Source organism: Pseudomonas sp. LBUM1674 (assembly GCF_059695635.1).
In genome coordinates this window covers 1954043-1968277 of record NZ_CP166779.1, presented here as the reverse complement: position 1 = coordinate 1968277, position 14235 = coordinate 1954043, and the positions used below count along the sequence as shown (strand labels likewise).

The following is a 14235-nucleotide window of genomic DNA, read 5'->3' as shown; positions in this document are numbered from 1 at the left end:
TACGTCTATAGAGTCAATTGCGCCGTGAACACCTGTGCCTAACGCCCAATTCAGCCCAAGGCTTGAAAATGCCGAAATCTGTTGACCGAATTCCGCCGATGCCGCGTATTCAGGCGCTGGACCCGAAACGGTCCGAGCAGAGCTGGGAAAGCGCTCCGCAATTACTGGCCGCCCTCAATGGCGCACGCCTGGGCGCCTGGTACTGGGACATCGAGCGCGGGCAGATCAGCTGGTCACGGGGCACCCAGGCGTTGTTCGGCTTCGATCCCCGGCAACCGCTGCCGGCTGACCTGGAATACCTTGACTTGTTGCCGCCGGAGGACCGGGCGAAAACCATACGCGCCTTCCACGCGGTGATAGCCGGTGCCCCGCTGGAACAGGCGATGCACCACCGCATTCAATGGCCTGATGGCAGCCTGCACTGGCTGGAGATCAACGGCAGCCTGCTGCCGGACAAGCAGGGCCGGCCACGGATGATTGGCGTCATCCGCGAAATCACTCACCAGCGTCAGCGTGAACAGGCCCTGAGCAGTTCGGAAAAACGCTTCGCCACGCTGTTTCACCTGTGCCCGAACATGGTGTTGCTGACCCGCCAGGAAGACGGCCTGATCAGCGAAGCCAACCAGTATTTCGAAAGCCTGTTCGGCTGGCCGGTACAAGACGCGATCGGCCGCACCACCCTCGAACTGGGCCTGTGGGTGCACCCGGAACAACGGGCGCAACTGGTCAAGGCCACCAAGGCCAAGGGCGAATTGACCAGCATGGAGGTGCAGTTTCGCGCGAGCAATGGCCAGGTCCACGACGGCATCCTCAGCGCGCAGAAAGTCGAGCTCGAAGGCGTGCCCTATCTGCTGAGCACCTTCCTTGATACCACCGAACGCAAAGCCGCCGAACATGCCCTCAAAGACAGCCAGGAACGCCTCGACCTGGCCCTGGATTCGGCGCAACTGGGCACCTGGGACTGGCACATTCCCAGCGGCATGCTCTACGGTTCGGCGCGGGCCGCCCAACTGCACGGGCTGGAAGCCAAACCTTTCCATGAATCCTTCGACGATTTTTTCGAAGGCGTGCCCGGCGAAGAACGCGACAGCATGCGCGACGCCTACCGCAGCCTGCGCGAAGGCCCGGCCGGCAATTATCAACTGACCTACCGCGTGCAAATGCCGGACGGCAGTTCGCGCTACCTGGAAAGCCGCGCCCGCCTCTACCGCGATGACAAGGGTGCGCCGCTGCGCATGGCCGGCACGCTGCTCGACATCACCGATCAGGTGGAGCGCGAACAGCGACTGGTGGCCTCTGAAGAGAAATTCGCCACCCTGTTCCAGGTCAGCCCGGACCCGATCTGCGTGACCCACCAGGACACCGGCCTGTTCATCGAGATCAATTCCAGCTTCACCCAGACCTTCGGCTGGAGCACCGCCGAGGTGATTGGCCGCAGTGCCGACGAAATCGGCATGTGGGACGCTTCGGCGAAAAGCCTGCGGCGGATCGAACGAGTCATCCGCGAACAAGGCCTGAATAATGTGGCGATCCTGGTTCAGCACAAAGACGGACAGACCCTGACCTGCGTGATTTCCAGCCGCCAGATCAGCGTCGGCGACCAGCCGTGCATCGTCACCACCCTGCGCGACATCACCCAGCAGCAACGCTCGGAAGCGGCGCTCAAGGCCAGCGAAGAGAAATTCGCCAAAGCCTTCCACTCCAGCCCCGACGCCATCACCATCACCGAGCGCGACACCGGACGCTATCTGGAAGTCAACGATGGCTTCTGCCGCCTGACCGGCTATCGCGCCGACGAAGTGATCGGCCGCACGGTGTACCAGGTCGGCATCTGGGCCGAGGAAAAACAACGTTCGACGCTGCTGGCCGAACTGCAGGTCAAGGGCCGGGTTCATCACCTGGAGATGCTCGGACGCAATAAACGCGGCGAGTTGCTGACCGTCGAAGTCTCGGTGGAACCCATTACCCTGAACGAAACCGCTTGCCTGCTGCTGACGGCGCGGGACGTCAGCCTGCTGAAAAATGCCGAAGCGCAGATCCGCCACCTGGCCTACCACGACCCCTTGACCAACCTGCCCAACCGCGCGCTGCTGATGGATCGCCTGAGCCAGCAGATCGCCCTGCTCAAGCGCCACAACCTGCGCGGCGCCCTGATGTTTCTCGACCTCGACCACTTCAAGCACATTAATGATTCGCTCGGCCATCCGGTGGGCGATACGGTGCTGAAAATCATCACCGCGCGCCTTGAAGCCAGCGTGCGCATGGAGGACACCGTTGCGCGGCTGGGGGGTGATGAGTTCGTGGTGCTGCTCAGCGGCCTGGAAGGTTCGCGCAACGAGGTCAGCGAACAGGTCCTGGATCTGGCCGACACCTTGCGTGAACTGCTCTCCGAACCGATGTTCCTCGACGGGCAGCGCCTGCAAGTGACTCCGAGCATCGGCATCGCGCTGATTCCCGATCACGGCTCGACCCCGACCGACCTGCTCAAGCGCGCCGACATCGCGCTCTATCGGGCCAAGGATTCGGGCCGCAACACCACGCAGATGTATCACAACACCATGCAGAAGGCCGCGAGCCAACGCCTGCGCCTGGAAACCGACCTGCGCCAGGCCCTGTCCCGCGGTGAGTTTCGCGTGCATTACCAACCGCAGGTGGACGCGCGGGACGGCCGCATCGTCGGCGCCGAGGCACTGGTGCGCTGGGACCATCCGGAATTCGGCGCGCAGTCGCCCACGGAGTTCATCAAGGTGCTGGAGGACAGCGGGCTGATTCTGGAAGTCGGCAACTGGATCATCGACGAAGCCTGCGCCGCCTTCAAACAGCTGATCCGCAAAGACCTGGTCGATCCGCTCGACTTCAGTCTGTGCGTGAACATCAGCCCGCGACAATTCCGTCAGAACGACTTCGTCGAACGCATCGAACGCAGCCTCGCCAGTCACGGCCTGCCCTGCTCGCTGCTGAAACTGGAAATCACCGAAGGCATCGTCATCCAGAACCTGGAAGACACCATCAGCAAAATGCGCCGCCTGAAAAAACTCGGGATAAGTTTTGCCATGGACGATTTCGGCACCGGTTATTCCTCGCTGACCTACCTCAAGCGCTTGCCGGTCGACACCCTGAAAATCGACCAGTCCTTCATACGTGACGCCACCACCGATCCCAACGATGCCGAGATCATCCGCGCCATTGTCGCGATGGCCCGCAGTCTGGAGTTGAAGGTGATTGCCGAAGGGGTGGAGACCCAGGACCAGCTGGATTTCCTGCAGGGGCTGGGCTGCCATTTCTATCAGGGGTATTTGCACAGCCGGCCGTTGCCGGTGGAGGCATTCAAGAAACTCCTGAAATAGCGCGGTCGCTGTATGCGCCCGCATCTACCATACTGGGCGCGTTTCCCCGTGGGAGCGAGACCGGCTTGCCGGCGAAGAGGCCATGCCAGTCGACATCGATGTCGGATGTCAGTCCGCCTTCGCGAGCAGGCTCGCTCCCACAGGATTCCCTGCCGTACACGAACCTTGTGCCCAACACAAAACCCTGTAGGAGCTGCCGAAGGCTGCGATCTTTTGATCTTCGCGCCGGTTATGCCACTGCAAGACTAAGATTGAATCTCCATTTCCTACACGCTTCCAGGAAACGTCCCATATACCTTCAACCCCTCCTTCACTGACCCTTCGCGCTGCACGTTGCCATGCCCCGACTCATTCGGGAGCCGGAGCAATTTGAACTGTGCTGGATCTCCAGGCGCAATGGCGCAAAGGGCACCTTGAAGACGGCCCCCCGGCATCTCCTCAACCAACTAAACGAGCTCCCCCAAGAACCCATCTACACTGAAAAATCGCCTCGACCCAAACTTGCCCCACACTGTTTCCCCAGAGATCCTACCGACGTGCCCAGCATCTACCAGATCAAACCGGCCTTTCAAAACCTCCTGCGACCATTGGTGCAACGTCTGTTCAACCAGGGCATGACCGCCAACCAGATCACCCTGACAGCAGGCATCGGCTCGGTGCTGGTGGGTGCGGTGATCGCCGGTTTCGTCCAGCACCCATGGGTATTTTTGCTGGTGCCGGCCTGGATGATCCTGCGCATGGCGCTCAATGCCATCGATGGCATGCTGGCCCGGGAGTTCAACCAGCAGTCGCGCTTGGGGGCCTACCTTAATGAACTGTGCGATATCGTCGCCGACTGTGCGCTGATTCTGCCTTTTGCCCTGCTGCCGGGCGTCAGCCTGTGGTTGGTGCTGCTGGTCGCCCTGCTCGCCTTGTTCAGCGAATACAGCGGCGTGCTGGGGCCGATGGTTGGCGCGTCGCGGCGCTATGACGGGCCCATGGGCAAAAGCGATCGGGCTTTTGTGCTGGGGGTCGTGGCGATCGCTATCGCACTGGGCTGGATCGGCGCCCTGTGGATCAATGCCGTGTTCGCGATCATCGCCGTGTTGTTGGTTTACACGCTGATCAACCGGGTCCGCCAGGGCCTCAAGGAAGCACAGGAAGACATCCCTTCAGCATAAGGACAGTGCAATGCGCGAAGCTCAACATCAGACGTTCACCACCCATGACGGCGTGGAATTGTTCTACCGCTACTGGCCAGGTACCACGGCCCCGGGTGAACCACGCCAGGCCGTGCTGTTGTTTCACCGCGGCCATGAACACTCCGGGCGCATTGCCCATCTGGTGGATGAACTGAATCTGCCCGACCATGACTTCTTTGCCTGGGACGCCCGGGGTCATGGCCTCTCGCCCGGTGCCCGTGGCGATAGCCCGGGGTTTGCCACCAGCGTGCGTGACGTGCAGACCTTCTGCGATCACCTGGGCGCGGCCTACGGTATCGATGAAGAACATATCGCGGTGATCGCCCAGAGCGTCGGTGCGGTGATCGTTGCCGCCTGGGTCCACGATTACGCACCGCGCATACGCTCCCTGGTGCTGGCGTCACCGGCGTTCAAGGTCAAGCTTTACGTGCCCTTCGCGCGTCAGGGGCTGGCGCTGATGCGCCGGTGGCGAGGCAACTTTTTCGTCAACAGCTACGTTAAAGCGCGTTTTCTCAGCCATGACCCGCAACGGGTCGCCAGCTACGACAACGACCCGCTGATCACCAAGGCGATTTCGGTCAATGTCCTGCTCGGTCTTTACGACGCTGCCGAGCGTGTAGTGGCCGATGCCCAGGCCATCCAGGTGCCGACGCAGCTGTTGATCTCCGGCGCCGATTTCGTGGTCCATCGCCAACCGCAGGAACAGTTCTTCGAGCGCCTCGGCAGCCGGCACAAGGAAAAACATGTCCTGCCGGGATTCTTCCACGACACCTTGGGTGAGCAACGTCGCGAGACCGCCGTCGCCAGCGTACGGCGCTTTATCCTGCACAACTTCGAACAACCGGCGGCCCGCCCCTCCCTGCTGGCCGCCGACCGCCTGGGCCTGACCTGCGCCGAATCGGAATCATTGGCCGCGCCATTGCCCCGCAACTCCCTGCGTGACCTGTACTGGCGCATGACCCGCGCCGGCATGGGCCTCGGCAGCCGGCTGTCGTCCGGGCTCAAGCTGGGTTTCGACACCGGTTTCGACTCCGGCAGCACCCTGGACTATGTCTACCGCAACACGCCCACCGGCACATCTGCCGTTGGCCGCCTGATCGATCGTAACTACCTGGACTCCATCGGTTGGCGTGGCATTCGCCAACGCAAGCTGCATGTCGAAGAACTGCTGCGCCTGGCCATGGCGCAATTGCGTGACCAGGGTCGCGAAGTGCGCATCGTCGACATCGCCGCCGGGCACGGGCGCTACATTCTGGAAGCCTTGCAGGGCATCGACCCGCTGCCCGAGTCGATCCTGTTGCGCGACTACAGCGACATCAACGTGCGCGACGGCGGTACGCTGATCCGCGACAAAGGCCTGGAGGCCATCGCCCGATTCGTCAAGGGCGACGCCTTCGACCGCGCCGACCTCGCCGCACTTGATCCCAAGCCGACCCTGGTGGTGGTGTCCGGCCTGTACGAGCTGTTCGCCGACAACCAGAGGGTCAGTGGCTCTCTCGCCGGACTGGCCGACGCCGTGGAACCCGGTGGTTATCTGGTCTACACCGGCCAGCCCTGGCACCCGCAGCTGGAACTGATCGCCCGCGCCTTGACCAGTCACCGTGAAGGCCAGGCCTGGGTCATGCGCCGGCGTACCCAGGGGGAAATGGACCAATTGGTAGCCGCCGCCGGCTTTCGCAAGATCGGCATGCGGGTCGATGAATGGGGCATTTTCAGCGTATCCCTGGCGCAACGGGTGCAATGATGCCCCTGACTGCCACATCCGGACGCGAACCCGGCCTGTTGAAACCGGCACTGCTCTGGCTGTTGCTGTTGGCCCCGCTGTTCTTCGCCACCTACGGCTTCGCCACTTGGGTCACCACCCAACGGGACGATGTCGCCAGCCTGGTGTTCGACTGGGAAACCCGGATGCCGTTCTGGGCCTGGAGCATCGTCCCGTACTGGTCCATTGACCTGCTCTACGGCCTGTCGCTGTTGCTGCCCGCCAGTCGCCTGGAACTCAGGCGCCACGCCCTGCGCCTGATCACCGCCCAGTTGATCGCCGTCAGTTGTTTTCTGATCTGGCCGTTGCGCTTCACCTTTGCCCGGCCCGAACTGGAGGGGGTGTTCGGCTGGCTGTTCGATGTCCTGGCAGGTTTCGACAAGCCGTTCAACCAGGCTCCTTCCCTGCACATTGCGCTGCTGGTGGTGTTATGGAGTTGCTACCAGCGGCACTTGAGGGGCCTGTGGCGCGGGTTGATGCATGGCTGGTTCATCCTGATCGGGGTGTCGGTGCTGACCACTTACCAGCATCATTTCGTCGACCTGCCCACCGGTGCGCTGCTTGGTTGGCTGTGCGTCTGGCTGTGGCCACTGGAGGGGCCTGGCCCCCTGCACGGTGCTCATCTGACTGTGGATAGAAAACGCTGGCAACTGGCGCTGTATTACAGCTTGGGCGCCGCCGCCTTCACCATCCCGGCCTTTACGTTGAGGGGCGCGTGGCTGTGGTTGATCTGGCCAGCGGTGGCCTTGCTGTTGGTAGCGCTCAATTACGCCCTGCTGGACGCTCGCGGTTTCCAGAAACGCGCCGATGGACGTCTGTCCCCCGCAGTACGCTGGCTGCTCGCACCTTACCTGGCGGCGGCCTGGCTCAACTCGCGACTGTGGACCCGCCACCATCCGCAGCCCGACCGGGTGCTCGATGACGTCTGGCTCGGCCGCCTGCCTGGTCGACAGGAATTGGAGCACTCGCCATTCCGGGCGGTACTCGATCTGTGTGCAGAGCTATCGCTGAACGCGGATTCGGTCACTTACTGCTCGCTGCCGGTACTGGACCTGACGGTGCCCACCGCCGCGCAATGCCAGGCCGCGGCCGAGGCGATCGAAAGCCTGCGCCAGCAAGGTCCGCTGCTGGTCTGCTGCGCCCTGGGCTATTCGCGCAGTGCCATCGCGGTCGCCGCGTGGCTCCTGCACAGCGGCAGGGCCGCCAGTGTCGATGACGCCATCCTGCTGATTCAGCGTGCACGTCCGGGGATCGTTCTGAGCACGGCGCACCGACAGGTGCTGCAGCAGTTACCCATGATCACGGAGCAGGTCTGTGTCCACTGATATGCAGCTGCAAACGACCGCCAGCCTGTTGCGCCGTGGTGGTTCGCTGGACCGACTGTCCACCGGGCTCACGCTGCTGGGGGCCTTGCTCGGCCTGGGCCAATATGTCGTGGCCAGCCCGGGAATCTGGGGGTTGACCTGCAGCGGCGCACTGCTGGTGCTGGGCCTGTGGCAAAAATACTGGGCACTGCGGGTCGCTTTCGATGCCGATCTGTTCCAGCACCTGGCCGCCCGTGCACAAGACCTTCCCGAACGCACCCAGGCCCTGGACCATGCGCTGACGGCGCTGGGCCTGCAGCCCGCCGACCGTGGCGGTCGTCCCTGGAACGAACGTATCTCTGGCGCCCTGACGTTGTTACGCCGCCAGGCATTGCTGGTGGCGGCACAAGTGCTGCTGACCCTGGTTTTCATTGTGGCCGGCCCCTGGCTGACCTTTGCCGGATAAGGAGTTTTCATGCTCGCACCCGCGGTTGCCACCCTCATCATCTCGGGCGCCCGCCTGCTCACCGGAGCCCGCAGCCTGTGGCTCGGTTGTGCGCCGCAGGCGGTGCAGCGCATCTACTTCGCCAACCACAGCAGCCATGGCGACTTCGTGTTGTTGTGGGCCTCATTGCCCCCCGCCTTGCGCAGCATCACCCGGCCGGTGGCCGGCGCCGAATACTGGCTCAAAAGCCCGCTGCGCCGCTACATCATCAACCGGGTGTTTAATGGCGTGCTGATCGACCGTGAACGCAAGGAGGCCGACTACAACCCCTTGCAGCCGATGCTCGATGCCCTGGAAAACGGCGATTCGCTGATCATTTTCCCTGAAGGCACTCGCAACCCCGAGGACGGCCTGCTGCCGTTCAAGAGCGGGCTGTACCACCTGGCAAAAGCCTATCCCCAGGCTCAATTGATCCCGGTGTGGATCGCCAACCTCAACCGCGTCATGCCCAAGGGCCGCGTCCTGCCGCTGCCGCTGTTATGCACCATCAGCTTTGGCGCCGCCCTGGCCCTTGGCGAAGAAGAAACCAAGGCGCTATTTCTCGAACGCAGCCGCGACGCGCTGTTGAGCCTGGCCGAGGAGCAAGCCTGACATGGACAGACAAACCCTGATGTTGTTTGCCGGGATTGGCGCGTTTCTGCTGCTGGCCTCGGTGATCGGTTTCATGCTCAAGCGGCGCGCTGGCGACACGGCGAACCCGGTGGTCGACAACCTCAACGCCCGGATCAATGCCTGGTGGGTCATGGTGCTGGTGATCGGAATCGCCTTCTGGCTCGGCACCACCGCGGTGATCCTGTTGTTCTACACCGTGTCCTTCTACGCCCTGCGCGAATTCATGACCCTCACACCGACCCGCCGCAGCGACTACCCGGCCCTGGTGGCAGCGTTCTACCTGGCACTGCCGCTGCAGTACCTGCTCATCTACTACGACTGGTACGGGCTGTTTTCGATCTTCATTCCTGTGTACGTGTTCCTGCTCCTGCCGATCCTCGCGTCCCTGGGCGGCGACAGCACGCACTTTCTCGAACGCGCTTCGAAAGTCCAGTGGGGCCTGATGATCGCGGTGTTCTGCGTGTCCCACGTGCCCGCCCTGCTGACCCTCGACATCGCCGGTTACGAAGGGCGAAACCTGCTGTTGATCGCCTACCTGGTGATCGTGGTGCAGATGTCGGATGTGCTGCAGTACGTTTGCGGAAAACTGTTCGGCAAACGCAAGATCGCCCCCAACCTGTCCCCGTCCAAGACAGTGGAAGGCTTTGTCGGTGGCATCCTCCTGGCCTCGTTGATCGGCTGCGTCCTGTGGTGGATCACGCCGTTCAATCCCTGGCAGTCACTGCTCATCGCCCTGCTGATCAACCTGCTGGGGTTCGCTGGCGGCATCGTGATGTCGGCGATCAAGCGCGACCGCGGCGTGAAGGATTGGGGGCACATGATCGAAGGCCACGGCGGCATGCTCGACCGCCTGGACTCGGTGTGCTTTGCGGCGCCGATCTTCTTTCACCTGGTCCGGTATGGGTGGACCTGATTGCATGGAACCGCCCCTGCAAATAAAAAGACCCCGAGAGGTCGGGGTCTTTTTGCTTCAGCCGGTAGGGTCGTACTCAGACAACCCTGCCCGGGGCCGACTCAATGCTGCAGAGCCGGCTTTTGCGTCCCGTTGATCGGGATGCGTTTGGCTTTCGCCTCTTCCGGAATCACCCGCAACAGGTCAATGCTCAACAGACCGTTGCTCAGGCCGGCGGCCTTGATTTCGATATGGTCCGCCAGGCGGAAGGACAGTTTGAAGGCTCGCTGTGCGATGCCCTGGTACAGATAAGTGACGTCTTCGTTCGCGTCACGTTTGCCGCCACTGATGGTCAGCACACCTTTTTCCACTTGCAGCTCCAGGTCTTCTTCCTGGAAGCCGGCGGCCGCTACGACGATGCGGTATTGGTCGTCGCCGTGTTTTTCCACGTTGTAGGGTGGGTAGGTGCTGCCTGGCTCGTTGCGCAGGGCGGTTCGAACAGGTCATTGAAACGGTCGAAGCCCACCGAGGAACGGAACAGTGGTGCCATGGAAAATGCAGTACTCATGATTCAAATCTCCTGAAAACAGATCAGCAAGTTTTTTTGTCTCCGCGACCCGAATTCGGCATCGCGTAATTCCAAAATAGGGACCACTGACTGCTTTTCAAGAGGGTATTTTCAGATTTTTTTCAGGCCGCTTCAGCCACCTGCAGACCCAGTAAACGCGAGACCTGGTCCAGTTCGGTTTCGCGACGCAGGACAGTGAACAGCGCCACCGCTTCGGGATAATTGCGGGTCAGCATCGCCAGCCACTGCTTCAAGCGGCCGGGTGATTGACGCGGGGTCATCTGGGCCTTGGCCTGCAGCCAGAAGTCCTGGATCAGCGGCAGCAGTTCGGCCCAGGTCATCTCGACCACTTCCTCACCGGCGCGCGCGGCAGCGATTTGCCGGGCCAGATCCGGGCGCGAGACCAGGCCGCGACCGAGCATGATGTCTTCCACCCCGCTGATTTCGCGGCAACGGCGCCAGTCCTCGACGCTCCAGATATCGCCATTGGCAAACACCGGCACCTTGACCACGTCCTGCACCCGCGGGATCCACTCCCAATGGGCCGGCGGCTTGTAGCCATCGGTCTTGGTCCGCGCATGCACCACAATGTGCGCCGCGCCGCCTTCAGCCAGGGCCGTGGCGCAGACCAGGGCACCGTCGGGGCTGTCGAAACCGAGGCGCATCTTGGCGGTCACCGGGATGTGCGCAGGCACCGCGCGACGCACGTGTTCGACGATTTCGTTGAGCAGTTCAGGTTCCTTGAGCAATACCGCACCGCCACGGGACTTGTTGACGGTCTTGGCCGGGCAGCCGAAGTTCAGGTCGATGACCTCGGAACCGAGTTCGCAGGCCAGCGCGGCGTTTTCTGCCAGGCACACCGGATCGGACCCGAGCAGCTGCACCCGCAACGGCACGCCGGACGCAGTGCGGGCGCCGGTCAGCAGCTCAGGGCCGAACTTGTGGTAATAAGCAGGGGTGAGCAGCTGGTCGTTGATCCGGATGAACTCGGTCACGCACCAGTCGATACCGCCCACACGGGTCAGCACGTCCCGCAGGATGTTGTCGACCAACCCCTCCATGGGCGCCAAAGCAATTTGCATGAAAAACACACTCGACGAAAAACGTGCGGCAGTTTACTGGGTTTCATCAACGAAAAGGTAACCCCTGTAGGAGCTGCCGCAGGCTGCGATCTTTTGATCCTGATCTTTGACAGCAACAGCAAAAGTCAAAGTCAAAGTCAAAAGATCGCAGCCTTCGGCAGCTCCTACAGGGATTGTGTCAGGTCAGGGCTTTCAATGCCGGGCCGTAGCCCTCGATAAACTCCACCGGCATGCGCTTGGGCCTGCCGGTGGACAGTTCGATACACACGAACGTGGTCTGCGCCCGCAGCAACGTGGTGTTGTCGCAGGGGCGCTTCAACTGGAAGTGCCGGGTCATTTTCAGGCGCTGGTCCCAATCGACGATCCAGGTCGCCAATTGCAACTCATCGTCTTCATAGGCGGCCGCCAGGTAATCGATCTCGTGCCGCACCACCGCCATCGCCCGGTCCAGCCGCCGGTACTCGACCAGGTCCAGGCCGAGCCGCTGGGAGTGGCGCCAGGCGCAGCGTTCGAGCCAGGTCACATACACCGCGTTATTGGCGTGACCCAGCCCGTCGATGTCCTCGGCGCCCACTTGCAGATCAATGATAAACGGCGTTGCCCGATCCCAGCCCATGCCCCACTCCCGGTCAGATGATGTCGACCGGGGCAGTGTAACGGATGCTCAGGCGGATTGGCGCGATTGCAGGCTACGGCCCGCCAGCAGTGATAGCACGCCATCAATCACCCGGGGATCGGCCAGCACCCGTTGATGACCGCCCTCTTCCAGGCGCAACAGACGGCTGTCGAACCAGGCTTCGTGGATAAGCTGGGATTCCTTGACCGAGACATAGTTGTCGTCTTCGGCATGCACGATCAAGCCGGGCATGTCGAGCTGATAATGCGCAACATCCAGCGTCGCGGCGCGCATGCCGACGTCTTTTTCGACCTGACGAATGAACGCCGAACGGGCTTTGGGCGGCAGCCGCACATAACGCGCGAAGCCCCGCAGCACCCCGAGGATTCGTGCCGGGGCAGCGATGCTTACCAGGGTTTCGGTGCGCAGGCCCAATTGCACGGCAAGCATGGCACTGGCGCCGCCCATGGAGTGGCCGATGACCGCTTGCAGCGGTGGTAATTCGGCAGCGGCTTCCAGCATGGCCCGGGCGAACAGCACGACGTTCGCTTCGCTACCCGGTGAGCGACCATGCGCCGGACCGTCCAGGGCCACCACGGTATAACCGGCATCGACCAGCGCGGTGATGAGACTGGCGAACTGCGTCGGCCGGCCTTCCCAACCGTGCATCAGCAACACCGCCGGGCCCTGCCCCCAACGCAAGGCCGAGAGGCCGAAGCGCAAGGTGATCCGTTCGGATTTGGCCAACAGCGGCAATTCCCAATCACGCGGCGGCAGGTCCCGCGGCGTCATGAACGCCAGTCGCATTTTGCTCGCCACCAGTTTTGGTGCGAACCAGCCCAAGGTGCCATTAACGCCACGAACCCACTTCAACGTGCTCATCGCTCTCACTCCCCAGGCTGACGCCTTCAGGTCACAGCACCGCCGACTTGGCGGCGCGAAGCAATCGATCGGACAACTCTCCCGGCCCCAGCGCGCGTGCCAGGGCCAGGCCACCGACCATCAAGGCCATGTCGGCCAGGGCTTTGTCGGTGTCTTCGGGGCTGGCCGCCAACTGCGCGACCATCATTTCCACATGCTCATTCAAGGCCACGCGAAATTCGTCCGGCAGCCGGCCCAGCTCGCCGACAGACGCCGGGATCGGGCACGCTGACTCAGAGGAATCACGGTGTTTGCGTGACAGGTAGAACGCAGCGACCAGGGCGCGACGCTCTTCGCCGGTCAACTGCGCATCCATGTCGGCGATCAAGCCACGGCGATGACTGAGCAACTGCTTGAACGCTTCCAGCATCATCGCGTCCTTGCTGTCGAAGTGGGCGTAGAAACCGCCGACGGTCAGGCCGGCTGCGCCCATCACTTCGCCCACGCTCGGTTCGGCCGGGCCGCGCTGGATCAGCGCTGCGCTGGCGGCCTTGAGGATGCGTTCGCGGGTTTGAGCTTTTTTATCGTTCATCGTTGCCTCCGAATATTACGACTAGAATATTATTCTCATAATAATTTTCCGCAAGTCGTGGATGTGACCGCTGGTCTGAAGAACAGTGTGAAAGAAAGGGGGGGGATTTGGCCAAACGCCAGACAAACAAAAGGGCCATTCAATGATTGAATGACCCCTATAAATCCCGCAGAGCGGGTAATCGTGGCGTCCCCTAGGGGACTCGAACCCCTGTTACCGCCGTGAAAGGGCGGTGTCCTAGGCCACTAGACGAAGGGGACGCAAAACCTTCTATACAACTGATCAGTGCTGAGAGCTGATCGATTCAAGGCCGGTGTGGCCAGACCTTGAACTGTAAAATTGGTGGAGCTAAGCGGGATCGAACCGCTGACCTCCTGCATGCCATGCAGGCGCTCTCCCAGCTGAGCTATAGCCCCGGATTTTTCGCCTCGCGGCGGAGCGACATCTTGCAACATCGCTTCTGTAAAACTGGCGTCCCCTAGGGGACTCGAACCCCTGTTACCGCCGTGAAAGGGCGGTGTCCTAGGCCACTAGACGAAGGGGACGCAAACCCTTCTATACAACCGATCAACGCTGAGTGTTGATCGCTTCAAAGCCGGTGTGGCCAGACCTTGAAGTGTAAATTGGTGGAGCTAGACGGGATCGAACCGTCGACCTCTTGCATGCCATGCAAGCGCTCTCCCAGCTGAGCTATAGCCCCTCATCGCTGAGGACGGGGCGAATCTTAATGGCGCAGTGGAAGGCTGTCAAACTTATTTTTAAAATATTTCAAAGTTTTTTGCCGACATAACAATCACTTACCGCCCTCCCCCCGGAAAATGGGGGTGCCGACGAGGATCAAGATCAAAAGATCGTCCGAATGCGGCCCAAACCTTCGGCAGCTCCTACAGGTGATCGTATTTCAAATGTAGGA

The 14235-nt window shown here is 61.8% G+C and carries 11 protein-coding genes, 4 tRNA genes and 1 pseudogene; 7 read left to right on the top strand and 9 right to left on the bottom strand.

The genetic code is table 11. From position 1 onward, the window contains the following. Nucleotides 1-68 precede the first annotated feature (68 nt). The 7 genes from ACA067_RS09150 (at nucleotide 69) to ACA067_RS09120 (ending at nucleotide 9624) form a co-directional block, all read left to right on the top strand. On the top strand, nucleotides 69-3347 hold the full coding sequence (locus tag ACA067_RS09150) for a PAS domain S-box protein (RefSeq protein WP_497461468.1): 3279 nt from the start codon (nucleotides 69-71) through the stop codon (nucleotides 3345-3347). Between the two features lie 536 nt (nucleotides 3348-3883). Then, a complete protein-coding gene (locus tag ACA067_RS09145) occupies nucleotides 3884-4507 on the top strand; it encodes a CDP-alcohol phosphatidyltransferase family protein (RefSeq protein WP_497461467.1) in 624 nt (207 codons plus the stop codon). A 10-nt stretch (nucleotides 4508-4517) separates the two neighbouring features. Next, nucleotides 4518-6272: a bifunctional alpha/beta hydrolase/class I SAM-dependent methyltransferase gene (locus ACA067_RS09140; RefSeq protein ID WP_497461466.1), complete on the top strand. Its 1755-nt coding sequence runs from the start codon at nucleotides 4518-4520 to the stop codon at nucleotides 6270-6272. Next, nucleotides 6272-7615, top strand: coding sequence for a phosphatase PAP2/dual specificity phosphatase family protein (locus ACA067_RS09135; protein ID WP_497461465.1), 1344 nt, complete (start codon nucleotides 6272-6274; stop codon nucleotides 7613-7615). Before ACA067_RS09140 ends, ACA067_RS09135 begins: the two co-directional genes overlap by 1 nt. Then, a complete protein-coding gene (locus tag ACA067_RS09130; RefSeq protein ID WP_497461464.1) occupies nucleotides 7605-8060 on the top strand; it encodes a hypothetical protein in 456 nt (151 codons plus the stop codon). The genes ACA067_RS09135 and ACA067_RS09130 overlap by 11 nt, the downstream gene beginning before the upstream one ends. A gap of 9 nt (nucleotides 8061-8069) precedes the next feature. Continuing rightward, nucleotides 8070-8690 carry a lysophospholipid acyltransferase family protein gene (locus tag ACA067_RS09125; protein WP_497461463.1) on the top strand — a complete coding sequence of 207 codons (621 nt, stop codon included), beginning with the start codon at nucleotides 8070-8072 and terminating at the stop codon, nucleotides 8688-8690. A 1-nt stretch (nucleotide 8691) separates the two neighbouring features. Continuing rightward, complete coding sequence (locus tag ACA067_RS09120) at nucleotides 8692-9624, top strand: phosphatidate cytidylyltransferase (protein ID WP_497461462.1); 933 nt, start codon at nucleotides 8692-8694, stop codon at nucleotides 9622-9624. Between the two features lie 101 nt (nucleotides 9625-9725). Here the strand turns inward: ACA067_RS09120 and ACA067_RS09115 are convergent. The 9 genes and pseudogenes from ACA067_RS09115 to ACA067_RS09075 all read right to left on the bottom strand — a co-directional run bounded on the left by ACA067_RS09115 (nucleotide 9726) and on the right by ACA067_RS09075 (nucleotide 14022). Then, nucleotides 9726-10171: pseudogene (locus ACA067_RS09115) on the bottom strand (Hsp20 family protein). Nucleotides 10172-10293: 122 nt separating this feature from the next. Further along, on the bottom strand, nucleotides 10294-11253 hold the full coding sequence (locus ACA067_RS09110) for a tRNA dihydrouridine synthase (protein ID WP_497461461.1): 960 nt from the start codon (nucleotides 11251-11253) through the stop codon (nucleotides 10294-10296). 178 nt (nucleotides 11254-11431) lie between these two features. After that, the gene (locus tag ACA067_RS09105; protein WP_497461460.1) at nucleotides 11432-11869 is read right to left on the bottom strand and encodes an acyl-CoA thioesterase; all 438 of its coding nucleotides are present in this window, start codon (nucleotides 11867-11869) and stop codon (nucleotides 11432-11434) included. Nucleotides 11870-11917: 48 nt separating this feature from the next. Continuing rightward, on the bottom strand, nucleotides 11918-12751 hold the full coding sequence (locus tag ACA067_RS09100; RefSeq protein WP_497461459.1) for an alpha/beta fold hydrolase: 834 nt from the start codon (nucleotides 12749-12751) through the stop codon (nucleotides 11918-11920). A gap of 31 nt (nucleotides 12752-12782) precedes the next feature. Then, the gene (locus ACA067_RS09095) at nucleotides 12783-13322 is read right to left on the bottom strand and encodes a TetR/AcrR family transcriptional regulator (protein WP_497461458.1); all 540 of its coding nucleotides are present in this window, start codon (nucleotides 13320-13322) and stop codon (nucleotides 12783-12785) included. 184 nt (nucleotides 13323-13506) lie between these two features. Beyond that, nucleotides 13507-13582, bottom strand: a tRNA-Glu gene (locus ACA067_RS09090). Between the two features lie 80 nt (nucleotides 13583-13662). Continuing rightward, nucleotides 13663-13738, bottom strand: a tRNA-Ala gene (locus ACA067_RS09085). A gap of 53 nt (nucleotides 13739-13791) precedes the next feature. After that, nucleotides 13792-13867 (bottom strand) — tRNA-Glu (locus ACA067_RS09080). A gap of 79 nt (nucleotides 13868-13946) precedes the next feature. Further along, a tRNA-Ala gene (locus ACA067_RS09075) sits at nucleotides 13947-14022 on the bottom strand. Nucleotides 14023-14235 lie beyond the last annotated feature (213 nt).